Source organism: Kitasatospora cheerisanensis KCTC 2395, assembly GCF_000696185.1.
In the GTDB taxonomy this organism is placed as follows: Bacteria; Actinomycetota; Actinomycetes; order Streptomycetales; family Streptomycetaceae; genus Kitasatospora; species Kitasatospora cheerisanensis.
This window is the reverse complement of sequence record NZ_KK853997.1, coordinates 1,880,851-1,907,428: the sequence shown is the minus strand read 5'-3', so window position 1 is coordinate 1,907,428 and position 26,578 is coordinate 1,880,851. Positions and strand designations below refer to the sequence as shown.

At 73.1% G+C, this 26,578-nt stretch carries 26 protein-coding genes and 1 tRNA gene; 22 read left to right on the top strand and 5 right to left on the bottom strand.

Annotated features, from left to right (window positions below):
- Window positions 1-22: 22 nt before the first annotated feature.
- From tsrT to ddaH, 6 genes are all read left to right on the top strand, one after another.
- Window positions 23-1,759 carry a tryptophan 2-C-methyltransferase gene (gene tsrT, locus KCH_RS08610; RefSeq protein WP_035860940.1) on the top strand — a complete coding sequence of 579 codons (1,737 nt, stop codon included), beginning with the start codon at window positions 23-25 and terminating at the stop codon, window positions 1,757-1,759.
- A gap of 64 nt (window positions 1,760-1,823) precedes the next feature.
- Window positions 1,824-2,558, top strand: a complete 735-nt coding sequence (locus KCH_RS08605; protein WP_244305241.1) for a response regulator — start codon at window positions 1,824-1,826, stop codon at window positions 2,556-2,558.
- A gap of 36 nt (window positions 2,559-2,594) precedes the next feature.
- Window positions 2,595-2,948 (top strand): cupin domain-containing protein, encoded by a 354-nt coding sequence (locus tag KCH_RS08600; protein WP_084223385.1) that lies wholly within the window; start codon window positions 2,595-2,597, stop codon window positions 2,946-2,948.
- Complete coding sequence (locus tag KCH_RS08595) at window positions 2,945-3,298, top strand: avidin-fold protein (protein ID WP_035860937.1); 354 nt, start codon at window positions 2,945-2,947, stop codon at window positions 3,296-3,298. Before KCH_RS08600 ends, KCH_RS08595 begins: the two co-directional genes overlap by 4 nt.
- A 367-nt stretch (window positions 3,299-3,665) precedes the next feature.
- On the top strand, window positions 3,666-4,916 hold the full coding sequence (locus tag KCH_RS08590; protein ID WP_244305239.1) for an FAD-binding oxidoreductase: 1,251 nt from the start codon (window positions 3,666-3,668) through the stop codon (window positions 4,914-4,916).
- Window positions 4,917-5,008: 92 nt separating this feature from the next.
- Window positions 5,009-5,818 carry a dimethylargininase gene (ddaH, locus tag KCH_RS08585; protein ID WP_035860936.1) on the top strand — a complete coding sequence of 270 codons (810 nt, stop codon included), beginning with the start codon at window positions 5,009-5,011 and terminating at the stop codon, window positions 5,816-5,818.
- Window positions 5,819-5,879: 61 nt separating this feature from the next.
- Here ddaH and katG read toward each other — a convergent pair whose 3' ends face one another.
- Window positions 5,880-8,102: a catalase/peroxidase HPI gene (katG, locus tag KCH_RS08580; RefSeq protein WP_035860923.1), complete on the bottom strand. Its 2,223-nt coding sequence runs from the start codon at window positions 8,100-8,102 to the stop codon at window positions 5,880-5,882.
- 189 nt (window positions 8,103-8,291) lie between these two features.
- Between katG and KCH_RS08575 the strand changes: the two genes are divergently transcribed.
- A complete protein-coding gene (locus KCH_RS08575) occupies window positions 8,292-8,714 on the top strand; it encodes a Fur family transcriptional regulator (protein WP_035871175.1) in 423 nt (140 codons plus the stop codon).
- Here the strand turns inward: KCH_RS08575 and KCH_RS43275 are convergent.
- Both KCH_RS43275 and KCH_RS43270 read right to left on the bottom strand, forming a co-directional pair.
- Window positions 8,672-9,562 (bottom strand): MFS transporter, encoded by an 891-nt coding sequence (locus KCH_RS43275; protein ID WP_341865477.1) that lies wholly within the window; start codon window positions 9,560-9,562, stop codon window positions 8,672-8,674. The genes KCH_RS08575 and KCH_RS43275 overlap by 43 nt on opposite strands.
- On the bottom strand, window positions 9,465-10,115 hold the full coding sequence (locus KCH_RS43270; protein WP_051652893.1) for an MFS transporter: 651 nt from the start codon (window positions 10,113-10,115) through the stop codon (window positions 9,465-9,467). The genes KCH_RS43275 and KCH_RS43270 overlap by 98 nt, the downstream gene beginning before the upstream one ends.
- Window positions 10,116-10,206: 91 nt before the next feature.
- Between KCH_RS43270 and KCH_RS08565 the strand changes: the two genes are divergently transcribed.
- Complete coding sequence (locus KCH_RS08565; RefSeq protein WP_035860920.1) at window positions 10,207-10,641, top strand: MerR family transcriptional regulator; 435 nt, start codon at window positions 10,207-10,209, stop codon at window positions 10,639-10,641.
- An 87-nt stretch (window positions 10,642-10,728) separates the two neighbouring features.
- On the opposite strand, the gene KCH_RS08560 is transcribed toward KCH_RS08565, so the two are convergent.
- Window positions 10,729-10,813, bottom strand: a tRNA-Leu gene (locus KCH_RS08560).
- Window positions 10,814-11,254: 441 nt separating this feature from the next.
- On the opposite strand from KCH_RS08560, the gene KCH_RS08555 reads away from it, so the two are divergent.
- A complete protein-coding gene (locus KCH_RS08555) occupies window positions 11,255-11,761 on the top strand; it encodes an ATP-binding protein (protein WP_425268749.1) in 507 nt (168 codons plus the stop codon).
- Between the two features lie 7 nt (window positions 11,762-11,768).
- Here the strand turns inward: KCH_RS08555 and idi are convergent, their stop codons facing one another.
- The gene (gene idi, locus KCH_RS08550; protein WP_035860918.1) at window positions 11,769-12,374 is read right to left on the bottom strand and encodes an isopentenyl-diphosphate Delta-isomerase; all 606 of its coding nucleotides are present in this window, start codon (window positions 12,372-12,374) and stop codon (window positions 11,769-11,771) included.
- A 420-nt stretch (window positions 12,375-12,794) separates the two neighbouring features.
- On the opposite strand from idi, the gene KCH_RS08545 reads away from it, so the two are divergent.
- The 13 genes from KCH_RS08545 (at window position 12,795) to hpnH (ending at window position 26,500) form a co-directional block, all read left to right on the top strand.
- Entirely contained in the window at window positions 12,795-13,550 is a 756-nt protein-coding gene (locus KCH_RS08545) for a phosphocholine cytidylyltransferase family protein (RefSeq protein ID WP_035860916.1), read from the top strand.
- Complete coding sequence (locus KCH_RS08540) at window positions 13,538-14,599, top strand: iron-containing alcohol dehydrogenase family protein (RefSeq protein WP_035860914.1); 1,062 nt, start codon at window positions 13,538-13,540, stop codon at window positions 14,597-14,599. The genes KCH_RS08545 and KCH_RS08540 overlap by 13 nt, the downstream gene beginning before the upstream one ends.
- Window positions 14,577-15,407 (top strand): CDP-alcohol phosphatidyltransferase family protein, encoded by an 831-nt coding sequence (locus KCH_RS08535; RefSeq protein ID WP_084223383.1) that lies wholly within the window; start codon window positions 14,577-14,579, stop codon window positions 15,405-15,407. Before KCH_RS08540 ends, KCH_RS08535 begins: the two co-directional genes overlap by 23 nt.
- The gene (locus KCH_RS08530) at window positions 15,404-16,288 is read left to right on the top strand and encodes a glycosyltransferase family 2 protein (RefSeq protein ID WP_035860910.1); all 885 of its coding nucleotides are present in this window, start codon (window positions 15,404-15,406) and stop codon (window positions 16,286-16,288) included. The genes KCH_RS08535 and KCH_RS08530 overlap by 4 nt, the downstream gene beginning before the upstream one ends.
- 119 nt (window positions 16,289-16,407) lie before the next feature.
- Window positions 16,408-17,379, top strand: a complete 972-nt coding sequence (locus KCH_RS08525) for an ABC transporter permease (RefSeq protein WP_035860908.1) — start codon at window positions 16,408-16,410, stop codon at window positions 17,377-17,379.
- Window positions 17,372-18,181 (top strand): ABC transporter ATP-binding protein, encoded by an 810-nt coding sequence (locus tag KCH_RS08520; protein WP_063750130.1) that lies wholly within the window; start codon window positions 17,372-17,374, stop codon window positions 18,179-18,181. The genes KCH_RS08525 and KCH_RS08520 overlap by 8 nt, the downstream gene beginning before the upstream one ends.
- A gap of 153 nt (window positions 18,182-18,334) precedes the next feature.
- A complete protein-coding gene (hpnC, locus tag KCH_RS08515) occupies window positions 18,335-19,294 on the top strand; it encodes a squalene synthase HpnC (RefSeq protein ID WP_035860905.1) in 960 nt (319 codons plus the stop codon).
- 41 nt (window positions 19,295-19,335) lie between these two features.
- Window positions 19,336-20,193: a presqualene diphosphate synthase HpnD gene (gene hpnD / locus KCH_RS08510; protein WP_051652891.1), complete on the top strand. Its 858-nt coding sequence runs from the start codon at window positions 19,336-19,338 to the stop codon at window positions 20,191-20,193.
- A gap of 94 nt (window positions 20,194-20,287) precedes the next feature.
- The gene (gene hpnE, locus KCH_RS08505; RefSeq protein WP_035860898.1) at window positions 20,288-21,685 is read left to right on the top strand and encodes a hydroxysqualene dehydroxylase HpnE; all 1,398 of its coding nucleotides are present in this window, start codon (window positions 20,288-20,290) and stop codon (window positions 21,683-21,685) included.
- Entirely contained in the window at window positions 21,682-22,845 is a 1,164-nt protein-coding gene (locus KCH_RS08500) for a polyprenyl synthetase family protein (protein WP_425268748.1), read from the top strand. Before hpnE ends, KCH_RS08500 begins: the two co-directional genes overlap by 4 nt.
- 7 nt (window positions 22,846-22,852) lie before the next feature.
- On the top strand, window positions 22,853-24,811 hold the full coding sequence (gene shc / locus KCH_RS08495) for a squalene--hopene cyclase (protein ID WP_035860882.1): 1,959 nt from the start codon (window positions 22,853-22,855) through the stop codon (window positions 24,809-24,811).
- Between the two features lie 87 nt (window positions 24,812-24,898).
- Window positions 24,899-25,474, top strand: a complete 576-nt coding sequence (locus KCH_RS08490; protein WP_244305237.1) for a phosphorylase family protein — start codon at window positions 24,899-24,901, stop codon at window positions 25,472-25,474.
- A 3-nt stretch (window positions 25,475-25,477) separates the two neighbouring features.
- On the top strand, window positions 25,478-26,500 hold the full coding sequence (gene hpnH / locus KCH_RS08485; RefSeq protein WP_035860865.1) for an adenosyl-hopene transferase HpnH: 1,023 nt from the start codon (window positions 25,478-25,480) through the stop codon (window positions 26,498-26,500).
- Window positions 26,501-26,578: the final 78 nt, after the last annotated feature.

Genomic DNA, 26,578 nt, shown 5'->3' with positions numbered 1-26,578 from the left:
CACCCAAGGGGGGAAACACCCGATGAGCGGACCCATCCTGCTGGTCAACCCGAACAAGGTGCATCCGCCGATCGCGCCGTACGCCCTCGACGTGCTCACCACCGCACTCGAGGACGCCGGCTTCGAGGTGGAGGTGCTCGACCTGACCTTCCGCCGCGACGACTGGAAGACCTGCCTGCACGAGTACTTCGCGGAACGCTCACCGATGCTCGTCGGGGTCACCGTCCGCAACACCGACACCGTGTACGCCTTCGAGCAGCGCCCGTTCGTCGGCGAGCACCGCGAGATCATCACCGAGATCCGCCGGCTCACCGACGCGCCCGTGGTCGGCGGCGGCATCGGCTTCTCCACCATGCCGTTCGCCCTGGTCGAGTACTTCGGCATCGACTACGGCGTGAAGGGCCCCGGCGAGAAGATCCTCTGCGAACTGGCCGTGGCGATCGCCGAGGGCCGCGACACCTCCGCCATCCCCGGCCTGATCCGCAACACCGAGAACGGCGCCGTCCGGACCCCGCCCGCGTTCCTGACGGTCCGCCACGGCGAGACCCAACAGGCCGACCCCACCGGCCGGTTCGAGCCCCGGGTGTGGCAGGTCGACCGGCTCTCGGTGTACCGGCGGCGCTCCGGCGTCCCGAACCGGGTGGACAATCTGCAGTACTACCGGCGCGGCGGGCTCGGCTCCATCCTGACCAAGAACGGCTGCGCCTACCGCTGCTCGCACTGCGTCGAGCCCGACGCCAAGGGCACCCGCTACGGGCAGCGCGAACTCGCCTCCGTGGTCGACGAGATGGAGTCGCTGGCGGCGCAGGGCATCCTCGACCAGCACACCACCGACAGCGAGTTCAACCTGTCCGTCGTGCACGCCAAGAACCTGCTGCGGGAGATCGTCCGTCGCCGGCACGCCGACCCGGAGAACCCGCTGAACTCGCTGCGGCTCTGGGTCTACTGCCAACCCAGCCCGTTCGACGAGGAGTTCGCCGACCTGCTGGCCGCTGCCGGCTGCCGGGGCGTCAACGTCGGCAGCGACCACATCCGCCCCGAGGTGCTCAGCGGCTGGAAGGTCACCGAGAAGGGCGGCACCTACTACACCTTCGCCGACACCGAGCGCCTGGTGCGGCTCTGCCACGAACGCGGCATCCTCACCATGGTCGAGGCGCTGTTCGGCATGCCGGGGGAGACCCCCGAGACGGTCCGCGCCTGCGTGGACGCCTTCATGGCCCTGGACGCCACCGTCACCGGCTTCTCGCTCGGCCTGCGGCTGTTCCCCTACACCCCCATGGGCATGGACCTGGCCGAGCAGTGCGCCGGCGAGCGCACCGTCCCCGGCCTCCAGTCCAACACCGCGGACGGCCCGATCGTGCTCAAACCGCTGCGGATGTGCGCCTCCCCGGCCGAGTACGAACGGCAGTTCATGTTCGACGAGCACGGCAACTTCCGGCTGGTCTGCTACTTCTCGCCTGACCTGCTGCCCGACCCGGCCCGCGCCACCGACCCCGAGGAGCGCTGGCACGGCGCCGTCACCGACCTGTGGGCGCTGATCGACCCGGCCGACCACCACCGCGTCATGCTGCCCACCGTCGAAGGCATGAGCGAGCACGACAACAACTACGCCGACAACCCGTTCCTCACCAGCCTCGGCGGCCTCGGCTACACCGGCGCGTTCTGGTCGCACTGGCGAGGCCGGGAGGAGATCATGCGCCGCGCCCGGGAATCGGCCGAGGCCGCCGGCCAATCCTCACATCTGCCAACTCCTGTATGACATTTGCACACTTGAGCTGGCGATTTGATCAGATCATGATGAGGTCACGGAATCATCACTGCCGGTGATCCACTGTTGGCAGCGCCGCACCACCCGCCGCACCACCACACGCCGCGAGGGGACGATGAACCAGCACGGGAGTTCCGCGACGCTGACCGTGCTGCTCGCCGACGTGCAGCCCGCCGTCCGGCAGGGCGTCCGCTCCATGGTGGAGGCCACCGGTGGTGCGGCGGTGGTCGGCGAGGCCGGCACCACCGGTGAAGTCCTCGCCGCCACCTCCCGCCACCGGCCCGACGTCCTGGTCCTCGACCCGCAGATGGACGACACCGCCGGCATGCGGATGATCAGTCAGATCGTCCGGCTCACCCCCGACACCGGCGTCCTGGTGTTCAGCACCCTCGACGACGACAAGGCCGTCGCCGCCGCCTTCCACGCCGGCGCCCGCGGCTACCTCGTCAAACGCGCCACCGCCGAACAGATCGTCCGCGGCATCCACGCCGTCGGCGCCGGCGAAGCCATCGTCGACCGCACCATCGCCGCCCGGCTCGGCACCCTCATCGGCACCGGCGCCCGACCCCGCAGCTACCCGTTCCCGCAGCTCAGCGACCGCGAACGCGAGGTCCTCGAACACCTCGCCGCCGGCCGCTCCAACCCCGCCATCGCCCGGGAGCTCGCCCTCGCCTCCAAGACCGTCAGCAACCGGATCTCCGGCATCCTCGGCAAACTCGGCGTCGCCGACCGCGCCCAGGCCCTGGTCCTCGCCCGCGACGCCGGACTCGGCCACGCGGCCGCCGGCTGACGCGCACCCGCTCTCACCTTCGAACGGAGCCCCGCCATGTCCGAAAGCGCCCCTCCGGCCGGCCTGGTGATCCGCCGCCAGGAACCCGACCGGCTCGAACGCGCGCACGGCCTCGACCTCAACCTCCTCCACCCCTGGGGCGAGCTCACCACCCCCTTCCACGGCGCCTGGTGCGTCCTGCGCCCCGGCGACCTCACCGACACCCACCAGCACACCGAACGCGAACTCTTCATCTGCATGAGCGGCCGCGGCGAGGTCCGCACCCCGGACGGCGACCGCCACCCCATCGCCGCCGGCGACCTCGTCCTGCTCCCCGCCGACACCGACCACGCCGTCGCCAACCCGCACGACGAGGACTTCGCCTACTACGCGATCTGGTGGCAGGCATGACGGACTCCCCGTTCGACCACCCGCCGTTCGACTACGAGGGCCGCCGCTTCCACGCCCCCGACGGCGACCACCGCACCGTCGCCGTCTACCACCAGCAGGGCGACCTGGTCTGGGGCGAGGTCGCCGGCGGCGCGATCCAGCGCGGCTGGACCGCCGGCACCCGCCAGCCCGACGGCACCCTCGCCATGGGCTACACCTTCGTCCTCACCACCGGCGAAGTCGTCTGCGGCCGCACCCACAACACCCCCACCCGCACCCCCGACGGCCGCATCCGCCTCCACGAAACCTGGGAACGCTACGGCCCCCACCCCACCACCGGCACCTCCACCATCGAAGAGGTAGCCCCATGACCGCCCCCCACACCGCCGCGACAGTGGTCGACCTCGGCGAACACGGCCGCCCTGGCCTCCTCCGTACGCCCACCGGCCCGCACAGCGGTGGGACGGTGGTCGGCCTCGGCGAGCACGGCCGACCGTCGCCCGACTGCCGCCCTGCCGTTCTCGGTGCACCTGCCGCTCCGCGCAGCGGTGGTCCGGCGGCTGACCCCACGGGGTGCGGCCGGTCGTTCGGGCCTCGGGCGGCAGTGGGCGGGGCGGGGCCGGGCGGGGGTGGAGCGGTGAGCGGGGCGTGGGAGGTGCTCGACAAGCTCACCGTCGGGCCGGTGTTGCGGCCCGGGGACGGGGGGTTCCGGGAGTCGTCGGCCGCGTTCAACGAGCGGTGGGCGGACCGGGCGCCGGGGCCGTGCTGCGGGCGGCCGGGCCGGCGGACGTGGTGCGGGCCGTGGAGTGGGCGCGGGAGACCGGGGTGCCGATCGTGCCGCGCGGAGGCGGGCACTCGTACGCCGGACACTCCGTCAACTCCGGGCTGGTGGTGGACCTGCGGGCACTAGACGGGATCGCCGTCGACCCCGGGAGCGGGCTGGTCACCGTCGGCGGCGGCGTCCTCACCGGGGCGCTGTACGCCGCGCTGCGGCCGCACGGCCTCGCGCTGCCGCTCGGCAACGGCGCAACCGTCGGGATCGCCGGGCTGGCCCTCGGCGGCGGCTCCGCCGCCACCTCCCGCCGGCTCGGCCTGACCGCCGACACGCTGCGCGCCACCACCCTGGCCACCGCCGCCGGAACGGTGCTGACCTGCGACGGCACCGAGAACGAGGACCTGTTCTGGGCCTGCCGGGGCGGCGGTGGCGGCAACTTCGGCATCAACCTCGACCTGACCTTCCAGGCGGTCCCCGCCCCGGCCGCGTCGACCTGCCTGCTGCTCTGGGAGGTCGCGCACGCGCCCGCCGTGTTCGAGGCCGTCCAGGAGCTGATGCGCACCGCCCCGGAGGAGGTCTCGCTGCGCCTCGGCGTCGCCACCTCGGGCGGGCGGACGCTGGTCTCGGTCGTCGGCCTGCACCTCGGCCCGGCCGCCGAGCTGCGCGACATCCTCGCGCCGGCCTTCGCCGCCGGCCCGCCGTCCCGGGCGGACATCGCCGACCGGGACTTCTGGGACGCGATGGACTACCTGCAGCACGAGACCGCCGGCGGGGCGTTCGCCGTCCGCACGCACTTCGCCGTCGACCCGCTGCCGCCGGAGGCCGTCGCGCAGGCGCTCGCCCACCTCGCCGCCGCGCCCCCGAGCGGAAACCCGGACGGCTGCGGCTTCGCCCTGTTCGGCTGGGGCGGCGCGATCAACCGGGTGGGCCCGGCGGCGACCGCCTTCGTGCACCGCGACGCGCAGTACCTGATCAGCCTCGACACCTCCTGGCTGCCCGGCGAGGAGCCGGCCCCGCAGCTCGGCTGGCTGGCCGCTCTCGATCACCTGATCGCCGCACACGCGACCGGCGGTGCGTACCTGAACTTCACCGACCCGGACCTGCGAGACTGGCGGACGGCCTACTACGGTGCGAACTATCCGCGGCTGGTCGCCGTCAAGCGCCGCCACGACCCGGACGGACTGTTCGACTTCCCGCAGTCCGTCGGCAGTTGACCCCAGTTGACCCCATCCCAAGGCCCAGCCCCGTCCGGCGCGCAGCCGACCGACCGTCAGCTGCCGCGTCCCGCCCGGAAGGAGACACCACCGTGTCGCCGCGAACCGCCCGCCCGCGCCACTACCTGATGTGCCGGCCCGCGCACTTCACCGTCGACTACTCGATCAACCCGTGGATGGACCCGGCCAAGCCCACCGACACCGACACCGCCCTCGCGCAGTGGGACGAGCTCTACGCGCTCTTCCAACGCCTGGGCCACACCGTCGAGTTGATCGACCCGCTGCCGGGCATGCCGGACATGGTGTTCGCCGCCAACGGCGCCACCGTGGTCGACGGCAGGGTGCTCGGCGCGCGCTTCCGGTACCCCGAGCGCACCGCCGAGGGCCCCGCGTACGCCGACTGGTTCCGCGACCGGGGCTGGCAGGTGCGCGACCCCGAGCAGATCAACGAGGGGGAGGGCGACCTGCTGGTGGCCGGCGACCGGATCCTGGCCGGCACCGGCTTCCGCACCGAGACCGCCGCGCACGCCGAGGCGCAGTCCTTCCTCGGCCGCGAGGTGGTCACCCTGCGGCTGGTCGACCCGCGCTACTACCACCTGGACACCGCGCTCGCCGTCCTCGACGACGACGAGATCATGTACCACCCGCCGGCGTTCGACGCCGAGTCCCGCGCGGTGCTGGAGCGCCTCTACCCGGACGCGGTCCTGGCCGACGCCGACGCGGCGAAGGTGTTCGGCCTGAACGCCGTCTCCGACGGGGCGAACGTGATCCTCCCCGAGGCCGCCACCGGCCTCGCCGAGCAGCTCCGCGACCGCGGCTTCACCCCGATCGGCGTCGACCTGACCGAACTGCTCCGGGCCGGCGGCGCCGTCAAGTGCTGCACCCTGGAACTGCGCCGCTGACGCCCGCACGGCGAAGGCCCGGCCCCGCTCGCGCGGAACCGGGCCTTCGCCGTACTCGTGCTCAGACCAGGTCGAAGCGGTCCAGGTCCATCACCTTGGTCCACGCGGCGGCGAAGTCCTTGACGAACTTCTCCTTGGCGTCGTCCGAGGCGTACACCTCGGCCACCGCGCGCAGCTCCGAGTTGGAGCCGAACACCAGGTCGGCCCGGGTGCCGGTCCACTTGACGGCACCGGAGGCGTCCCGGCCCTCGAACAGGGTGTTGTCGGAGGCGACCGGCGCCCAGGCGGTGTCCATGTCGAGCAGGTTGACGAAGAAGTCGTTGCTCAGGACGCCCGGACGGTCGGTGAACACGCCGTGCTGCGAGCCGCCGTGGTTGCCGCCCAGCACCCGCAGGCCGCCGACCAGCGCGGTCATCTCGGGGGCGGACAGGTTCAGCAGGTTCGCCCGGTCCACCAGCAGGTACTCGGCGGGCAGCCGGCTGCCCTTGCCCAGGTAGTTGCGGAAGCCGTCGGCCTTCGGCTCCAGCGCGGCGAACGACTCCACGTCGGTCTTCTCCTGGGTGGCGTCGACCCGGCCCGGGTGGAAGGCCACCTCGACGTCCACGCCGCCGGCCTGCGCGGCCCGCTCGACGGCCGCGGTGCCGGCCAGCACGATCAGGTCGGCCAGCGAGACCTGCTTGCCGCCCTCCGCGTTGAACGCCGCCTGGATGCCCTCCAGCACCCGCAGCACCTGCGCCAGCTGCTCCGGGTCGTTGACCTCCCAGCCGCGCTGCGGCTCCAGGCGCACCCGGGCGCCGTTCGCGCCGCCGCGCTTGTCGCTGCCGCGGAACGAGGCCGCCGACGCCCAGGCGGTGGACACCAGCTGAGCGGTCGTCAGGCCGGAGGCCAGCACCCGCTCCTTCAGCACCGCGACGTCCGCCGCGTCGATCGGCTCGCCCTGCGCCTGCGGCAGCGGGTCCTGCCAGATCAGCTCCTCGGAGGGCACCTCGGGGCCGAGGTAGCGGACGACCGGGCCCATGTCACGGTGCGTCAGCTTGTACCAGGCGCGGGCGAAGGCGTCCGCGAACGCCGCCGGGTCGTTCAGGAAGCGGCGGGAGATCTGCTCGTACACCGGGTCGAAGCGCAGCGACAGGTCGGTGGTGAGCATCTGCGGGGCGTGCTTCTTCTGCGGGTCGAAGGCGTCCGGCACGGTGCCCGCGCCGGCGCCGTCCTTCGGCTTCCACTGGTGCGCGCCGGCCGGGGACTTGGTCAGCTCCCACTCGTAGCCGAACAGGATCTCGAAGAAGGAGTTGTCCCAGGTGGTCGGCGTGTTGGTCCAGGTGACCTCCAGGCCGGAGGTGATCGCGTCGCCGGCCTTCCCGGAGCCGTAGGTGCTCTTCCAGCCGAGGCCCATCTCCTCCAGGCCGGCGCCCTCGGGGGCGTCGCCGACGTTGTCCGCCGGGCCGGCGCCGTGGGTCTTGCCGAAGGTGTGGCCGCCGGCGATCAGCGCGACGGTCTCCTCGTCGTTCATCGCCATCCGGCGGAAGGTCTCGCGGATGTCGCGGGCCGCCGCGACCGGGTCCGGGTTGCCGTTGGGGCCCTCCGGGTTGACGTAGATCAGGCCCATCTGGACGGCGCCCAGCGGGTCCTCCAGGTCGCGGTCGCCGGTGTAGCGCTCGTCACCGAGCCAGGTGGTCTCCGGGCCCCAGTACACGTCCTCGTCGGCCTCCCAGACGTCGGCCCGGCCGCCGCCGAAGCCGAAGGTCTCGAAGCCCATCGACTCCAGCGCCACGTTGCCCGCGAGGATCAGCAGGTCGGCCCAGGAGAGGTTCTTGCCGTACTTCTTCTTCACCGGCCACAGCACCCGGCGGGCCTTGTCCAGGTTGGCGTTGTCCGGCCACGAGTTCAGCGGGGCGAAGCGCTGCTGGCCGGCGCCCGCGCCGCCGCGGCCGTCGGAGATCCGGTAGGTGCCGGCGCTGTGCCAGGCCATCCGGATGATCAGCGGGCCGTAGTGGCCGAAGTCGGCCGGCCACCAGTCCTGCGAGGTGGTGAGCGCCTGCTCGATGTCCCGCTTGACGGCGGGCAGGTCGAGGCTGTTGAACGCCTCGGCGTAGTCGAAGTCCGCGCCCAGCGGGTTCGCCACCGCCGGGTTCTTCGCCAGGATCTTCAGGTTCAGCCGGTTCGGCCACCACTGCTGGTTGCCGCCGCCCTGGGTCGGATGGGGCGCGCGGCCGTGCGCGACCGGGCAGCCGCCCGCACCCTCGGACTTGGGGTCGGTGACGATGGCGTCGTCGTTCTCGGGCATGGGAGTCCCTCCGGGTCGGGCGGATCGCACTCTGCAACGGGATCTTGGCTGTTCGCCGGAGTCGATCCTAAGATAGACACAGTCTAAGTCAAGAAGCTGGTCGATCGGGTGGTGGTTCCGCTCGACTCGGGCGCGTCGCCGCGCCCCCTGTACAGTTCGGGCGTCTGTTGAGCTGAATGGATGAACAAGATGAGTGACCTGCTGGAACGGCTGCGTGACCGAGGGTGGCGACTGACCTCCCAGCGCCGCGTGGTGGCCGAAGTGCTCGACGGCGACCACGTCCACCTGACGGCGGACGAGGTGCACGCGCGCGCCGCCGAACGCCTCCCCGAGATCTCCCGCGCCACCGTCTACAACACGCTCGGTGAGCTCGTCGCCCTCGGCGAGGTCCTCGAAGTCGCCACCGACGGCCGCGCCAAGCGGTACGACCCCAACGCGCACCGCCCGCACCAGCACCTGGTCTGCTTCGCCTGCGGCACCATCCGCGACGTCCACCCCACCGGCGACCCGCTGGCCTCCCTCCCCTCCGCCGAGCGCTTCGGCTTCACCATCACCACCGCCGAGGTCACCTACCGCGGACTCTGCGCCGACTGCGCCCGCAGCGCCGCCTGACCCGCCCCCTCGGCACCCCGGGCGCCCGGCGCCCCGGCCCGGCGGCCGACCCCGCCGCGCCGAGCACCGCGATCAGCACACCCGCCGCCACCAGCAGCCACCACACCCGCGCGCCGCCCGGTGAACGCCGCACCGCCCGCCGCCACCCCGCCCGCGAGCACCGTGCCCGCCACCGCGACGCCCACCGCCGAGCCCGTCTGCCGGGCCGCCGACGCCAGCGCGGACGCCAGCGCCGCCATCGAGGCCGGCATCCCCGACACCGCCGTGTTCGTGATCGGCGGATTCACCGTCCCCTGGAACACCCCCACCAGTGCGAACACCGCCAGCAGCGCCGGCACCGGCGTCCCCGGACCCACCAGCAGCAGCAGGCCGCCCGCCAGCGCCAGCGCCGACCCGGACAGCAGCAGCGGCAGCCGCGGCCCCCGCCGCCCCACCGTCCGGCCCGTCCACGGCGACAGCAGCACGATCAGCACCCCCACCGGCGCCAGGCACAGCCCCGCCCGCAGCGCCGGCATCCCGCGCACCCCCTGCAGGTACAGCGTCACCGCGAACAGGAACGCCCCGAACGCGCACAGCGCCGCGAACGCCATCACCAGCGCCGACAGCACCGGCGCGCTGCGCAGCAGCCGCACCTCCAGCAGCGGGTCCGCCCGCCGCGACTCCCACCGGCCCAGCAGCGGCACCGCCAGCGCCGCCCGGCCAGCGGCCCCCACACCACCGGCGCCGACCAGCCCGCCCGGCCGGCCCCGATCACCGCGAACACCACCCCGCCCAGCAGCGCCACCACCAGCAGCTGCCCCACCGGGTCGAACCGCCGCGCCCGCGCCGCCCGCGACTCCGGCACCCAGCGCGCCGCCCCGCCAGGCCCGCCGCCACCACCGGCAGGTTCACCCAGAACACCGCCCGCCAGCCCAGCGCGTCCACCAGCGCCCCGCCCAGCACCGGGCCCAGGGCCAGCGACAGCCCCGACACCGACCCGAAGACCCCGATCGCCCGGGCCCGCTCCTCCCGCTCCGGGAAGGCCGTCGCCACGATCGCCATCGCCACCGGGTTCAGCATCGTCCCGCCCGCCGCCTGCACGACCCGGGCCCCCACCAGCGCCCCCGTGCCCGGCGCCAGCCCGCACAGCGCCGAACCCAGCCCGAACAGCGCCAGCCCCACCATGAACACCCGGCGCCGCCCCCACCGGTCCGCCGCCGCCCCCGCCGGCAGCAGGAACGCCGCCAGCACCAGCGTGTACGCGTCCACCGTCCACTGCAGCGCCGGCACCGACGCCCCCAACTCCCGCCGCACCGCGGGCAGTGCCACGTTCACCACCGTGATGTCCATGACCACCATCACCATGCTCACGCAGCACACCGCGAGCACCAACCGCTTCCGCCGGCCGTCCAGTTCGGACACCGCAACTCCTCCACCGGTCACCAGTACGGGAGTTGACCCCTCGTCAGCGCTGCCCCGCCCGGTCGACCGTGCCGAGGCTACGATTTCGAGCGTGCTCGAAATCAACTCCCGACCCGCGGCCCCCGCCGAGGGGCTGACCATCGCCGAAGCCGCCGAACGCACCGGCGTCAGCGTCCACACCCTGCGCTACTACGAACGCGCCGGCCTGGTCGTCACCCCCGTCGACCGCACCCCGGGCGGCCGCCGCCGCTACCACCCCCGCGACCTGCGGTGGATCGACCTCTGCACCCGCCTGCGCGCCACCGGCATGCCGATCCGCACCATCCGCCGCTACGCCGAACTCGTCACCGCCGGCCCCGGCAACGAACCCGAGCGCCTCGCCCTCCTCGAAGCCCACCGCACCGAGGTCGCCGCCCGGCTCACCGAACTCCAGTCCCACCTGGCCCGCATCGACCACAAAGTCGACACCTACCGCGGCCGCCTCGCCGAGGGGCGCGCCGAAGGCTTCTGGGCACCGGGCGAATGAGGTCGCGCACCGACAAGGCCGCGGGCGGAGGAGGCTGCGGGCAAACAAAAACTGCGGGCCAGGATTTCTCCTGACCCGCAGCATCTGTGTCCGAGGGGGGACTTGAACCCCCACGCCCGATAAAGGGCACTAGCACCTCAAGCTAGCGCGTCTGCCATTCCGCCACCCGGACCGGGTGTTCACCTCGGGGCTTCCTTTCGGCTGCCCCCTGGCGACAGAGAGAACATTACCAGGCTTCCGGACTGCTTCTCACCTGCGTTTTCGAGGCCCTGCGGCGGCGGGGAGGGGCAATTCGGGCGCAAGCGGGCAAGGCGGGCGGGGGAGGGGGTGAAAGCGCTGGTGGCGGGGGTGCGGGCCGGAGGGTCCGGGGCAGAAGACGAGCCTGGGCGGGCAGGAGGGGGCAGGGCGTGCACCGAATCGGTCGAGAACCTTCACGACACGCGTGATTCCTGTCCCGGTGCGGGTCATCGGCCGGTGCTCTCCTAGCCTCGGGTGACCAGGGAGCCCCGAGCGGAACGCCCCGTCCCGACAGCTGCCGCCGGCTCCCGTCACCGCGTGAAGGGCGGCGTGCAGTGGAAGAGGCGCAGAAGGCGGCCACCGACGTGGCCACCTGGTGGTCCGGCCGGGGCGGTTCGCAGCGGGACCGGAGCCCGGCGTGTGGCGGTTCACCGCCCCCGCGCAGGAGTCCTCGGTGCCGCGCACCAGACACGCGGTGCGGGACCGGCTGCTCGCCCAGGGCATGGCGGGGGAGCGCTACCAGGAGCTGGTGGACGACCTGCTGCTGATCGTCTCGGAGCTGGTGTCGAACGCGGTCACGCACGCCGCGGTGCTCTCCCCGCAGCTGCACTGCGAGCTGGAGATCGGCCCGGACCGGGTGCGGATCTCGGTGGTCGACGGTCACCCGTACCGCCCGAAGGCGCAGGAGAGCGACCCGGCCCGCCCGGGCGGGCGCGGGCTGCTGCTGGTGAAGAGCGTCACCCTGCAGGCGGGCGGGGCCTGCGACGTGGAGCGGACCGAGGCCGGTGGCAAGGTGATCTGGGCCAGCCTGCCGCTGCCCGGGACGGGCCCCGCCGGGGCGGGCCGCTGCGGCGACGACCCCGACGAGGACCCGGACTACTGAACGGCCGTCACCAGTCGTTGCCGGCGATCTCCCGGATCCCCGGCAGCGCGGCCTCGAAGACGGTCTCGAACCACACCGAGAACGGCTTCTCGGCCCGCAGCGCGCGCAGCTCGGCGGCGGTGACGAACCGGGTGTCCTCGATCTCCTCCGGGTCCGGCTCCAGCTCCGCGGTGACCAGCCCGACGAACAGGTGGTTCCACTCCCGCTCGATCAGCCCGGACGCCTCGTCCGGCAGGTCGTAGCGGACGGTGCCGGCCTCGCACAGCAGGGCCGGGGCCGCGCCCAGCTCCTCGGTGGTGCGGCGGGCGGCCGCCACGAACGGCTGCTCGCCCGGGTACGGGTGGCCGCAGCACGTGTTCGACCAGACGCCCGGCGAGTGGTACTTGCCGAGCGCCCGGCGCTGCAGCAGCAGCCGGCCCTGCCGGTCGAACAGGAACACCGAGAAGGCGCGGTGGAGCCGGCCCGGCTGCTGGTGGGCCCAGAGCTTCTCCCCGGTCCCGATGGTCACGCCGTGGTCGTCGACCAGCTCCAGCAGGATCTCCCCGGGTGCGGACGGGACGGAGAGCTCCGAGGAGGGGTCGTCGGTCCGGCTGACGGCAGGGCTCATGGGCACAATGCCCCTTTCGGCACGTGGACCGGGTGCGGCTCCGCGGCCGCCCACCCCGGTCCTGAGGTCGGCTGCGCGCACGTCGGCCCGGACCGGCCGGTCCGCCGACGGCGTCGGGGCCCAAGTCTGCCGCATGCCCCGGCACGGCCGGGGCCACGACGCACGCCGCCGGGCCCGTCGACCGGATGACCGGCGGAACTGTTCGATCCGCGATCGCCCGGCGTCGCCGGACGTCCGCCCGGTACCGGCGGATGATCGCCTGACCTGCCCGGGGCGCGTTCTGGCAGGTGACCGGGGTCGCCTACCATCAGTGGGACTGGGCGCTGCGCAAGACGCGCCCCAACGGCGCGCCGCAGCCGCGGCCGCGTCCCGGCGCCCGGGCCCGCACCGGTGGGCCGGACGGCACCCGAGACCCTGGAGTCCCGCATGATCGGCCTCGTCCTGGCCGCCGGCGCAGGCCGCCGGCTCCGTCCCTACACCGACACGCTGCCCAAGGCGCTGGTGCCGGTCGACGGGGAGCGGACGGTGCTCGACCTGACCCTCGGGAACTTCGCCGAGGTCGGCCTGCGGGAGGCCGCGATCGTGGTCGGCTACCGCAAGGAGGCCGTGTACGACCGCAAGGACGCGCTGGAGCAGAAGTACGGCGTCAAGCTCACCCTGGTCGAGAACGACAAGGCCGAGGAGTGGAACAACGCCTACTCCCTGTGGTGCGCCCGCGACCTGTTCGGCGAGGGCCTGCTGCTCGCCAACGGCGACACCGTGCACCCGGCCTCGGTGCAGCGCACCATGCTGGACGGCAACGACCGCCGGATCAAGGAGGGCGGCGCCCCCGGCATCCTGCTGGCGCTGGACACCGTGAAGAAGCTCGCCGACGAGGAGATGAAGGTCGTCGTCGACCCGCAGCTCGGCGTGCGCCGCATCACCAAGCTGATGGACCCGCTGGACGCCACCGGCGAGTACATCGGCGTCACCGTGATCAACCCGTCCGCGGGCCCGGCCCTCGCCGACGCCCTCAAGGCGGTCTTCGAGCGCGACCCGCAGCTGTACTACGAGGACGGCTACCAGGAGATGGTCGACCGCGGCCTGACCATCGACGTCCAGCCGATCGGCGAGGTCTCCTGGGTCGAGGTCGACAACCACGACGACCTGGCCAAGGCCCGGGAGATCGCGTGCCGGTACTGACCCGACTGGTGCCCTCGCCGGTGTTCGTCGAGGTGCGGGCCGGCGCGCTGGACGCGCTCGGCGGCATCCTCGCCGACCAGCGGCTGTCCAGCGCCGGCCGGATCGCGGTGGCGATCAGCGGCGGCTCCGGCGCCGTGCTGCGCGAGCGCCTGGAGCCGGCGCTGCCCGGCGCCGACTGGTACCAGGTGGACGACGGCACCCTGGACAGCGCGGTCCGGCTGACCGACGAGATCCGCCGCGGCCACTACGACGCCCTGGTCGGCCTCGGCGGCGGCAAGATCATCGACGTGGCGAAGTACGCCGCGGCCCGGGTCGGCCTGCCGGTGGTCGCGGTCGCCACCAACCTGGCCCACGACGGCATCTGCTCGCCGGTCTCCACCCTGGACAACGACGCCGGCCGCGGCTCCTACGGGGTGCCCGGCCCGATCGGCATCATCGTCGACCTGGACGTGGTCGCCAAGGCCCCGAAGCGGTTCGTGGCCGCAGGGATCGGCGACGCCGTCTCCAACATCTCGGCCTGCGCGGACTGGGAACTGTCGCACGCCGTCACCGGCGAACCGGTCGACGGACTGGCCGTGGCGATGGCCCGGGCGGCCGGCGAGAACCTGCTGCGGCACCCGGGCACCCTGGAGGACCCGGACCTGCTGACGACGCTCGCGGAAGCCCTGGTACTGTCCGGCATCGCGATGAACATCGCCGGCAGCACCCGGCCCAGCTCGGGCGCCTGCCACGAGATCTCGCACGCCCTGGACGTGCTGTACCCCAAGCGGTCCGCGCAGCATGGCGAGCAGGTCGGCCTCGGCGCGGCCTTCGCCTGCTTCCTGCGGGGCGAGCGGGACCTGTCCGGACTGGTCGTGGAGCGCCTGCGCTTCCACGGCCTGCCGGTGACGGCCGATCAGATCGGTTTCACCGAGGCGGAGTTCACCGAAGCGGTGCACTACGCTCCGAACACCAGACCGGGGCGCTTCACCATCCTCGAACACCTCGACCTCTCCGCCACAGACATCAGGGACGCGTACGCCGACTATGTCCAAGCCGTCAACAGCTGAACGCCCGCCGGTTGACCTCACCCGCCGCCCGTCGATCGAGGAGCTCCGGGCGGTCATCCACCCCGAGGGCATGCTCCAGCGACGCAGCGCCGAGCACTGGGCCGGCCGCCTCTACATGCGGAAGATCTCGCTGCGGATCACCCGCATCCTGTCGACCGTCACCGTGATCACGCCCAACGGCCTGACCTACCTGATGATGCTGACCGGCATCCTGGCCGGCATCGCCCTGGTGGTCCCCGGCCTGACCGGCGCGATCCTCGGCGCGGTGCTGATCCAGGTCTACCTGCTGCTGGACTGCGTGGACGGCGAGGTCGCCCGCTGGCGCCGGCAGACCTCGCTCACCGGCGTCTACCTGGACCGGGTCGGCCACTACATGTCCGAGGCCGCGCTGCTCACCGGCCTCGGCCTGCGCGCCGCCGACCTGCTGCACCGCGACGGCGACCACGCCGCCTGGCAGTGGGCCTTCCTCGGCACGCTGGCCGCGCTCGGCGCGATCCTGATCAAGTCCGAGACCGACCTGGTCGACGTCGCCCGGGCCCGCTCCGGGATGACCGCCGTCGCGGACGAGGCCTCGGTGCCGCGCTCCAACGCCGTCGCCAAGGCCCGCCGGGCCGCCTCGCTGCTGAAGTTCCACCGCCTGGTCGGCGCGGTCGAGGCCTCGCTGTTCATCCTGGCCGCCGGCATCGCCGACGCGGTCCGCGGCGACCTGTTCTTCACCCGCCTCGCCGTGGTCGTGCTGGCCGCCATCGCGATGCTGCAGACCGTCCTGCACCTGCTGTCCATCGTGCTGTCGAGCAGGCTGCGATGAGCGACGACTTCCGCCTCGGCGCGGTCATCATCACCATGGGCAACCGGCCCGCCGAGCTGAACGCCCTGATCGAGTCGGTGCGCGCCCAGCAGGGCCCGCCGGTCGAGCTCGCCGTGGTCGCCAACGGCGCCCCGCTGCCCGCCCTGCCCGAGGGCGTGCGCAGCGTCGAGCTGCCCGAGAACCTGGGCATCCCCGGCGGCCGCAACGTCGGCATCGAGCTGTTCGGCCCGGACGGCCGGGACGTCGACGCGGTGCTGTTCCTCGACGACGACGGCCTGCTGCCGAACACCGACTCCGCCGAGCTGCTCCGGCAGGCGTTCACCGCCGATCCGGGCCTGGGCATCGTCTCGTTCCGGATCGCCGACCCGGAGACCGGAACCACCCAGCGCCGGCACGTCCCCCGGCTGCGGGCCAGCGACCCGATGCGCGGCTCCCGGGTCACCACCTTCCTGGGCGGCGCCAGCGCGGTGCGCAGCGCGGTCTTCCCGCAGGCCGGGCAGTTGCCCGCGGAGTTCTTCTACGCGCACGAGGAGACCGACCTGGCCTGGCGCGCGCTGGACGCCGGCTGGTCGATCGACTACCGCCCGGACGTGGTGCTGTTCCACCCGGCGACCTCGCCGGCCCGGCACGCGACGTACTTCCACAACGTGGCCCGCAACCGGGTGTGGCTGGCCCGACGGAACCTTCCGGCCCTGTTGGTGCCTCTCTACCTGGGAACCTGGTTCCTGCTGACGCTCGCCCGGCGGCCCTCCGGGTCGGCGCTGAAGGCGTGGCTCGGCGGGTTCCGGGCAGGCTGGAGCGAGCCCTGCGGCCCGCGCCGGCCGATGAAGTGGTCCACCGTCTGGCGCTTGACCAGGCTCGGCAGACCGCCAATCATCTGATCGCAACCGGTCGGTACTTCCCCGTGCCGCCCGCACGCAAACCAGAGCTCTTCGTGGTACGCCCCGGTCCCCTGCCCCGTCCCCCCGGGTAGCGGATTCCGACCCCCTGAAGGACGAATGTGTCGACACTGAGTGACCCGGTCAACCTCTCCGCGCCAAGGGGTTCCGACGCGGGTCTGACCCCCAAGCAGCTCGCGGACAAGTACGGGTTGTCCGTCAGCGGCAAGCGGCCGAGCCTGCCCGAGTACGTCCGCCAGCTGTGGGCCCGCCGGGCCTTCATCAGCGCGTTCGCCACCGCTCGGCTGGTCGCGCAGTACACCACGGCGAAGCTCGGCCAGGTCTGGCAGGTGCTCACCCCGCTGCTGAACTGCGCGGTGTTCTACCTGGTCTTCGGCCTGATCATGAGCAACCGGGACACCGTCCCGAACTACATCGCCTGGCTGTGCATCGGCGTCTTCATCTTCCAGTTCTCGCAGAGCGCGATCCAGGCCGGCACCCGGTCGATCTCCGACAACCTGGGCCTGATCCGGGCGCTGCACTTCCCGCGCGCCAGCCTGCCGATCGCCTTCACCATCATCCAGCTCCAGCAGCTGCTGATCTCGATGGTCGTGCTGGTCGTCATCGTGCTGGTGAACGGCATCACCCCGGGCGCCACCTGGCTGCTGATCATCCCGGCGCTGGTGCTCCAGTCGATGTTCAACACCGGCCTGGCCCTGGTGATGGCCCGGATCGGCTCCAAGACCTCCGACATCTCGCAGCTGATGCCGTTCCTGCTGCGCACCTGGATGTACGTCTCGGGCGTGATGTACAGCGTGTCGAGCTTCATCGAGAAGTGGCCGCCCTTCTGGCAGACGGCCTACTCGTGGAACCCGGCCGTGGTCTACATGGACCTGATCCGCTACGCCTTCATGCCCGAGAGCTTCGACAAGACGCTCTACCCGGGCGGGGTGGACGCCCACGGCAACGCGCTGCCGAAGGCGCTGATCCTGCCGGACCACATCTGGATCATGGCCACCAGCTGGGCGGTCGTCGCCTTCGCGATCGGCTTCGTGTTCTTCTGGAAGGCCGAGGAGGAGTACGGCCGTGGCTGACGCAGCACTCGACACCGTGAAGGAGGCCACTGCGGTGGACAAGTCCCAGGTCCCCACCGTGGTCGTGGACGACGTGCACATCGTCTACAAGGTGCACGGCGCCGGCTCCGGCAAGGGCAGCGCCACCTCGGCGCTGAGCCGGATCATCACGCGCAAGAAGTCGCCCGCGATCCGCGAGGTGCACGCGGTGCGCGGCATCAGCTTCACCGCGTACAAGGGCGAGGCGGTCGGCCTGATCGGCTCGAACGGCTCCGGCAAGTCGACCATGCTGGCGGCCATCGCCGGCCTGCTGCCGACCGCCAAGGGCGGCATCTACACCCAGGGGCAGCCCTCGCTGCTGGGCGTGAACGCGGCGCTGATGAACGACCTGACCGGTGAGCGCAACGTGGTGCTGGGCTGCCTGGCGATGGGCATGTCCCCGGCCCAGGTGCGGGCCCGCTACCAGGACATCGTGGACTTCTCGGGCATCAACGAGAAGGGCGACTTCATCTCGCTGCCGATGCGCACCTACTCCTCCGGCATGGGCGCCCGCCTGCGGTTCTCCATCGCCGCGGCGAAGACCCACGACGTGCTGCTGATCGACGAGGCCCTCGCCACCGGCGACCAGGGCTTCCAGCAGCGCTCCAAGGCCCGGATCAACGAGCTGCGCAAGGAGGCCGGCACGGTCTTCCTGGTCAGCCACGACAACAACGCGATCCGCGAGACCTGCGAGCGCACCATCTGGATCGAGCACGGCGAGCTGATCATGGACGGGCACACCGACGAGGTGGTCCGGCGGTACGAGAAGGGCGAGCGCCCCTGACCGGGGCGCGGCCGACGGTCGCAGGGCCGGTGCGCGGGGAGCACGATCCCCGGCACCGGCCCTGTGCCGTGCGGCGGGTGAAGGCGCGGCGACGGAAGCGTGTCCGAGGCGCGATGGCGGCCGGGACCGGTGTAGAACGGGGGAGTGACGGCAGTGTCGGCTTCAATCAAATCCGATAACCAGACAGCGGCGGTGACGCTGGACAAGGCGGACCTGGAGAACTTCCCGGTCGCCCCCGGCTTCCTGCCCGCGGCCTGGCGGGACGACCTGATGGCGGTCTACGGCTTCGCCCGGCTGATCGACGACGCGGGCGACGGCGACCTCGCCGACCCCGCCGCCGTCGCCCAGCTGCTCGACGTCCCCGGCCGGCCCGCGGACGACGGCTTCCGGCTCGCGCTGCTGGACGGCCTCGAACGCGACCTCGACCGGGCCTTCGCCACCGCCCTCGGCGACGACCGCGCCCAGGGCGGCACCGTGCTCGGCACCGCCGCCGGCGAACCCCGTCACCCGCTGATGCGCCGCCTGGTCCCGCTGATCGAACAGCACGCCGTCACCCCCGAGCCGTTCCGCCGGCTCATCGAGGCCAACCGGGTCGACCAGACCACCACCCGCTACCCGACCTACGACGACCTGCTGCACTACTGCACGCTGTCCGCCGACCCGGTCGGCCGCCTGGTGCTCGCCCTGGCCGGCCGCGCCACCCCCGAGCGGATCGAACTCTCCGACGCGATCTGCACCGCGCTGCAGCTCGTCGAACACCTGCAGGACGTCGCCGAGGACCTCGACCGCGGCCGGATCTACCTCCCGCAGGAGGACCTCGCCACCTTCGGCGTCACCGAACAGGACCTCGCCGCCCCCGCCGCCTCCCGCGAAGTGCGGCAGCTGATCGCCTGGGAGGCGAGCCGGGCCCGGACCCTGCTCGACCGCGGCGCACCGCTGGTAGGTACGGTTCACGGGAGGCTTCGACTGCTGCTGGCGGGATTCACCGCCGGCGGGTACGCGGCCCTGGACGCCATCGCGGCGGCCGGGTTCGACGTGCTCGCGCACCGGGCGAAGCCGGACAAGCGCCGCCTGGCCGGCCGGGCGGCGGCACTTTTCGCGAAGGGAAGGTGAGCGCCCGCGTGGGGGCATCACCACTGGCGTCCGCGCCGGTCATGGCGGCCTACCGGTACTGCGAGGCGGTCACCGCCCTGCAGGCCCGCAACTTCAGCTACGGCATCCGGCTGCTGCCCGAGGCCAAGCGGCTGGCGATGTCCGCGCTGTACGCGCTGGCCCGCCGGGTCGACGACATCGGCGACGGCGAACTGCCCGCCGAACAGAAGACCGAGGCGCTGGCCCGCACCCGGGCCCTGCTGGACGAGATCCGGGCCGGCGCCGTCGGCGAGGACGACACCGACCCGATCAAGGTCGCGCTGGCCGACGCCGCCCGCCGCTTCCCGATCCCGCTCGGCGGCTTCGACGAGCTGATCGACGGCGTCGAGATGGACCTCAAGGGCGTCGAGTACCGGACCTTCGACGAGCTCAAGGTCTACTGCCGCTGCGTGGCCGGCTCGATCGGCCGGCTCTCGCTCGGCGTCTACGGCTGCGAGGACTGGGAGCGCGGCGCCGAGTACGCCGACACCCTGGGCCTCGCCCTGCAACTCACCAACATCCTGCGCGACCTGCGCGAGGACGCCCTCAACGGCCGCACCTACCTGCCCGCCGAGGACCTCGCCCGGTTCGGCTGCCAGCAGGGCTTCGCCCTCCCGCAGCTCCCGGTCGGCGCCGACTTCACCGGCCTGGTCGCCTTCGAGGCCGACCGCGCCCAGCAGGCCTTCGCCGAGGGCCTGCGGCTGCTGCCGATGCTCGACCGCCGCAGCCGCGCCGCCACCGCCGCGATGGCCGGTATCTACCACCGCCTGCTCGGCCGGATCTCCGCCGACCCGCACTCGGTGCTCCGCGGCCGGGTCTCGCTGCCCGGCTGGGAGAAGGCATACGTGGCACTGTCCGGGCTCGCCGGAGGGCGTTCTTGATTCTCACGCCAGTTATGTCACGCTGTGTCAACAGGGAATCACGACGCACGCGCACGTTGTTGTGCCCTCAGTCCACTGCTGTCCGGGAGGACCGATGAGCACGCCGACGCCGCAGCGGCAGCGCACCGCCGTGGTGGTCGGCGGCGGCCTGGCCGGCATCACCGCCGCGCTCCGGCTCGCCGAGGCCGGCGTGCGCACCACCCTGCTGGAGGCCCGCCCCCGGCTCGGCGGCCTGGCCTTCTCCTTCAAGCGCGGCGACCTGACGGTCGACAACGGCCAGCACGTCTACCTGCGCTGCTGCACCGCCTACCGCGGCCTGATCGACCGCCTCGGCGCCCAGCACCTGGTCGACCTCCAGGACCGGCTGGACGTCCCGGTGCTCGGCCTCGCCGCCGACGGCACCCGCAGCCTCGGCCGGCTGCGCCGCGCCGCGCTGCCCGTCCCGCTGCACCTGGCGGGCAGCCTCGCCACGTACCGTCACCTCGGCCCGGCCGACCGGCTGCGGGTGGTGCGCGGCGCGCTCGCCCTCAAGGGCCTCGACCTGGACGACCCGGCGCTCGACGACCTGTCCTTCGGCGAGTGGCTGCGCCGCCACGGCCAGACCCCGGCCACCATCGAGGCGGTCTGGGACCTGGTCGGCGTCGCCACCCTGAACGCCACCGCCGACCGCACCTCCATGGCGCTGGCGGCCAAGGTGTTCCAGACCGGCCTGCTGTCCGACCCGGGCGCCGCCGACATCGGCATCGCCCGCGCCCCGCTCGGCGAGATCCACCACGACCGGGCCCGCGCCGAACTCGAACGGGCCGGCGTCCGGGTGCTGCTGCGCACCAGGGCCGCCGAGCTGAAGGCCGCCGAACCCCACGCCGTCCGGCTGGAGAGCGGCGAGCTGCTCACCGCCGACACCGTCGTGCTGGCCGGCGCCCAGGACACCGCGGCCGCGCTGCTGCCGCCCGGCGCGATCCCCGGCCAGCAGCGGCTGGCCGACTTCGGCACCGCGCCGATCCTCAACGTGCACGTGATCTACGACCGGCCGATGATCCGCCGCCCGTTCTTCGCGGCGATCGGCTCCCCGGTGCAGTTCGTCTTCGACCGCACCCGGCACTCCGGCCTGGCCGTCCCCGGCGCCCAGTACCTGGCCGTGTCGCAGTCCGCCGCCGAGGACGAGATCGACCTGCCGGTCGCCGAGCTGCGCGAGCGCTACCTGCCCGAGCTGGCCCGGCTGCTGCCCGCCGCCCGCGGCGCGCAGGTGCTGGACTTCTTCGTCACCCGCGAGCGCACCGCCACCTTCGACCCGGCGCCCGGCACCGCCCGGCTGCGCCCCGGCGCGCGCACCGACGTCCCCGGCATCCTGCTGGCCGGCTCCTGGACGGCCACCGGCTGGCCCGCGACCATGGAGGGCGCCGTGCGCAGCGGCCACGCCGCGGCCGACGCGGCGCTGGCCGGCACCGGCCGGCTCCCCGTCGACCGGGCGGACGGGCGGTGGCCCCGATGACGGCCACCCGCCGCTACCCGACCACCGACATCGCACCCGGCCGGCCGCCGTTCGCGGCCGGCCAGACGTACCGAGAGGGAACGCACGTGGAGGCACGCACCGGCTCGACGGTCAGGGACACCCCGACGGTCCTGGACCTGCTGGCGCGCGGGCGCACGCTCTGCACGCCGCCGATGCGCGAGGCGGTCGCCCGGCTGGCCGCCCCGATGGACACCGTCGCGGCGTACCACTTCGGCTGGATCGACCGCGACGGCAGGCCCGCGGCGGGTGACGGCGGCAAGGCGGTGCGCCCCGCGCTGGCCCTGCTGTCGGCCGAAGCGGTGGGCGCGGACGCGCAGGTGGGCGTACCGGGCGGCGTGTCGGTGGAACTGGTCCACAATTTCTCCCTCCTCCATGATGATCTGATGGACGGTGACGAGACACGGCGTCACCGGGCCACCGCCTGGACGGTGTTCGGCCCGGCGCAGGCCGTGCTGGTCGGCGACGCGCTGGCCACCCTCGGCACCGAGGTCCTGCTGGACGCCGCGGTGACCGGCGGGGCCACCCCGACCGACGCCGCCCGCGCCGTCCGCCTGATCACCACCGCGACCCGGCGGCTGATCGACGGCCAGGCCCTGGACGTCTCGTTCGAACAGCGTGACGTGGTGACGGTCGAGGAGTGCCTGACCATGGAGGGCGGCAAGACCGGCGCCCTGCTGGCGGCCTCCGCGGCGATCGGCGCGGTCCTGGCCGGCGCCGACGACCGGATCTCCGACGCGCTCCAGCGGTACGGCCACCACCTGGGCCTGGCGTTCCAGGCGGTGGACGACCTGCTGGGCATCTGGGGCGCCACCGAAGTGACCGGCAAGCCGCACTGGAGCGACCTCCAGTCGCGCAAGAAGTCGCTCCCGGTGTGCGCCGCGCTGGCCGAGGGGGGCGCCGCCTCCCGCGAGCTGGCCGCACAGCTGGCCGACCCGACCGGCCGCGGCGAGGAGAGCGAGCAGCAGCTCGCCGCCCGCGCCGCGCTGATCGAGCAGGCCGGCGGCCGGGCCTGGACGCAGGAAGAGGCCCGCCGCCAGTACGACACCGCCCTCGCCGCGCTCGGCGAGGTGCCCATGACCGACGAGGTGCGCGAGCACTTCGTCGCACTCGCCGAATTCGTGGTGGTCAGAGAGAGGTGACGTAAGAGTGACAGCAACCGCGGGTGGAAGGCTCGGACCCCAAACCTCAGTTGCAGTAACACGATCTGACGATTCCTCACCCGCGGCGGCGCTCAGCCGAGCCACCGCACACCTGCTGTCACTCCAGCACGCCGACGGCTGGTGGAAGGGCGACCTGGAGACCAACGTCACCATGGACGCCGAAGACCTGCTGCTCCGCCAGTTCCTGGGCATCCGCACCGAGGAGCAGACCCGGGCCACCGCGGCCTGGATCCGCTCCCGGCAGCGGGAGGACGGCACCTGGGCCACCTTCCACGGCGGCCCGCCCGAACTGTCCACCACCGTCGAGGCGTACGTCGCCCTCCGGCTCGCGGGGGACGCCCCCGACGCCCCGCACATGCGGGCCGCCGCCGCCCACGTCCGGGAACACGGCGGCATCGCCGCCACCCGGGTCTTCACCCGGATCTGGCTCGCCCTGTTCGGCTGGTGGCCCTGGGCGAAGCTCCCCGAACTCCCGCCCGAAGTGCTGTTCCTGCCCAGCTGGGCGCCGCTGAACATCTACTCCTTCGGCCAGTGGGCCCGGCAGACCATCGTCCCGCTCACCGTGGTCTCCGCCCACCGCCCGGTCCGGCCCGCCCCGTTCGACCTCACCGAACTGCACACCGACCCGGCCCACCCCTACCCCGACCGGCCGCTCGCCCCCGCGCACACCTGGGACGGCCTCTTCCAGCGGCTCGACCAGCTGATGCACCGCTACCACCGGCACGCCATCAAACCGGTGCGCCGGCTCGCGCTGCGGCAGGCCGCCGCCTGGATCGTCGAACGGCAGGAGGCCGACGGCTGCTGGGGCGGCATCCAGCCGCCCGCCGTGTACTCGCTGATCGCGCTGCGGCTGCTCGGCTACCGGCTCGACCACCCCGTGATGAAGGCCGGCCTCGCCGCGTTCGACTCCTTCACCGTGCACACCGAGGACGGCAAGCGCTGGATGGAGGCCTGCCAGTCCCCGGTCTGGGACACCTGCCTCGCCGCCATCGCGCTGCGCGACGCCGGACTGCCCGGCGACCACCCCGCCCTGGTCCGGGCCGGCGACTGGATGCTCGGAGAGGAGGTCACCACCCGCGGCGACTGGTCGGTCAAGCGGCCCCGGCTCGACCCCGGCGGCTGGGCGTTCGAGTTCCAGAACGACACCTACCCGGACGTCGACGACACCGCCGAGGTGGTGCTCGCCCTGCGCCGCATCGACCACCCCGACCGGCCCCGGCTGGCCGGCGCCGTCGAACGGGCCGTCGGCTGGAGCCTCGGCATGCAGTCCAAGGACGGCGCCTGGGGCGCGTTCGACGCCGACAACACCAGCCGGCTCCCCAACAAGCTGCCGTTCTGCGACTTCGGCGAGGTCATCGACCCGCCCTCCGCCGACGTCACCGCGCACATGGTCGAGATGCTCGCCGAGACCGGCCGCTCCCGCGACCCCCGCGCCCGCCGCGGCCTCGCCTGGCTGCTCCGCCACCAGGAGCCCGACGGCTCCTGGTTCGGCCGCTGGGGCACCAACTACATCTACGGCACCGGCTCCGTGGTGCCCGCCCTGATCGCCGCCGGGATCTCCCCCGACCACCCCGCGGTCCGCCGCGCCGTCCGCTGGCTGACCGGCCGGCAGAACACCGACGGCGGCTGGGGCGAGGACATGCGCTCCTACGAGGACCCGGCCACCTGGGCCGGCCGCGGCGACTCCACCGCCTCGCAGACCGCCTGGGCCCTGATGGCGCTGCTCGCCGCCGGCGAACGCGACTCCGAGACCGTCGAGCGCGGCATCGCCTGGCTCACCCGCACCCAGCGCCCCGACGGCAGCTGGGACGAACCCCAGTTCACCGGCACCGGCTTCCCCTGGGACTTCTCCATCAACTACCACCTGTACCGCCTGGTCTTCCCGGTCACCGCGCTCGGCCGGTACGTGCACGACGCCCCGCTCGGCCGGGGCGGTGACCGATGAACGCGCCCCTGCTGGTGCTGTGCGCGCTCGGCCCGAGGCCTGGGCGCTGCGCGGCGGCGACTGGTCCGGCGCGGCCGGCGGACCCCGGTGCTGGCCCGCACCGGCATGGGCCGCCGGGCCGCCGGGCCGCGGGCCGCCGCCCTGCTGGAGGTCGGCGGCTACGGGGCGCTGCTGGTCGCCGGGTTCGGCGCCGCGGTCGGCCCCGGGGTCCGCCCCGGCGAGGTGATCGTCGCCGACCGGGTCACCGACCCCGAGGGCGCCGACCACCCGCTGGGCACCGCGCCCGAGCTGGCCACCGCCCTGGAGGAGGCCGGACTGCGGGTCCACCTCGGCACCCACCGCACCGCCGACCACGTGGTGCGCGGCGCCGAACGGGTCCGGCTGCACGCCGAGGGCGCGCTCGCCGTCGACATGGAGGCCGCCGCGGTGCTCGCCGCCCGCGCCGCCCACGCCCCCGACCTGCCCGCCGCGGTGCTGCGGGTGGTGGTCGACACCCCCGAGCGGGAACTCGTCCGCCCCGGCACCCTGCCCGCCGGGTTCCGCGCCTGGCGGGTGCTGCGCGCCGCCGTCCCCGCGCTCACCGCGTGGCACCGGCAGTTGGCCGCCGCGCCCCGTCCGCTGACGTCCCCACAGCCCTCGACGCTCCCTCAGGAGGCGAGCTAAGCCATGGCCATGCCGCTGCGTCAGACCATCCGCGTGTCCACCTACCTCATGCAGCAGAAGCTGAAGCGCCGGGAGAAGTTCCCGCTGATCGTGGAGCTGGAGCCGCTGTTCGCCTGCAACCTGAAGTGCGAGGGCTGCGGCAAGATCCAGCACCCGGCGGGGGTGCTCAAGCAGCGGATGCCGGTCGCGCAGGCGGTCGGCGCGGTCCTGGAGTGCGGCGCCCCGATGGTCTCCATCGCCGGCGGGGAACCGCTGATGCACCCGCAGATCGACGAGATCGTCCGGCAGCTGGTGGCCCGCCGCAAGTACGTCTTCCTGTGCACCAACGCGCTGCTGCTGCGCAAGAAGCTCGACCTGTTCACCCCGTCGCCGTACTTCACCTTCGCCGTGCACATCGACGGCCTGGAGGAGCGGCACGACGCCTCGGTGGCGAAGGAAGGCACCTTCGCGGAGGCCGTGGAGGCGATCAAGGAGGCCAAGCGGCGGGGCTTCCGGGTCACCACCAACTCCACCTTCTTCAACACCGACACCGCGCAGACCGTGGTCGAGGTGCTGGACTTCCTGAACGACGAACTCAAGGTCGACGAGATGATGATCTCCCCGGCCTACGCGTACGAGAAGGCCCCCGACCAGGACCACTTCCTCGGCGTCGAACAGACCCGCGAGCTGTTCCGGAAGGCCTTCGCCGGCGGCAACCGCCGCCGCTGGCGGCTCAACCACAGCCCACTGTTCCTGGACTTCCTCGAAGGCAAGGTCGACTTCGAGTGCACCGCCTGGGGCATCCCCAACTACTCCCTGTTCGGCTGGCAGCGCCCCTGCTACCTGATGTCCGACGGCTACGTCCCCACCTACCGGGAACTCATCGAGAAGACCGAGTGGGACAAGTACGGCCGCGGCCGCGACCCGCGCTGCGACAACTGCATGGCCCACTGCGGGTACGAGCCCACCGCCGTGCTCGCCACCATGGGCTCCCTCAAGGAATCGATCCGCGCCGCCCGGGAGACCCTCGCCGCCCCCAAGGCCTGACGGACCGTCAGGAGCCGCCCGCGCCCCGCGCGGGCGGCCCACGCCGACAGGCGACCACGACCCCGGGGCCGCAGGCTG

Coding starts and splice junctions, on each gene's coding strand:
- hpnE (WP_035860898.1), top strand. CDS start 20,288: ATGAGCACGCCGACGCCGCAGCGGCAGCGCACCGCCGTGGTGGTCGGC.
- KCH_RS08600 (WP_084223385.1), top strand. CDS start 2,595: ATGTCCGAAAGCGCCCCTCCGGCCGGCCTGGTGATCCGCCGCCAGGAA.
- KCH_RS08500 (WP_425268748.1), top strand. CDS start 21,682: ATGACGGCCACCCGCCGCTACCCGACCACCGACATCGCACCCGGCCGG.
- KCH_RS08575 (WP_035871175.1), top strand. CDS start 8,292: ATGAGTGACCTGCTGGAACGGCTGCGTGACCGAGGGTGGCGACTGACC.
- katG (WP_035860923.1), bottom strand. CDS start 8,102: ATGCCCGAGAACGACGACGCCATCGTCACCGACCCCAAGTCCGAGGGT.
- KCH_RS08535 (WP_084223383.1), top strand. CDS start 14,577: ATGTCCAAGCCGTCAACAGCTGAACGCCCGCCGGTTGACCTCACCCGC.
- KCH_RS08595 (WP_035860937.1), top strand. CDS start 2,945: ATGACGGACTCCCCGTTCGACCACCCGCCGTTCGACTACGAGGGCCGC.
- hpnD (WP_051652891.1), top strand. CDS start 19,336: ATGGCGGCCTACCGGTACTGCGAGGCGGTCACCGCCCTGCAGGCCCGC.
- KCH_RS08545 (WP_035860916.1), top strand. CDS start 12,795: ATGATCGGCCTCGTCCTGGCCGCCGGCGCAGGCCGCCGGCTCCGTCCC.
- tsrT (WP_035860940.1), top strand. CDS start 23: ATGAGCGGACCCATCCTGCTGGTCAACCCGAACAAGGTGCATCCGCCG.
- hpnH (WP_035860865.1), top strand. CDS start 25,478: ATGGCCATGCCGCTGCGTCAGACCATCCGCGTGTCCACCTACCTCATG.
- KCH_RS08530 (WP_035860910.1), top strand. CDS start 15,404: ATGAGCGACGACTTCCGCCTCGGCGCGGTCATCATCACCATGGGCAAC.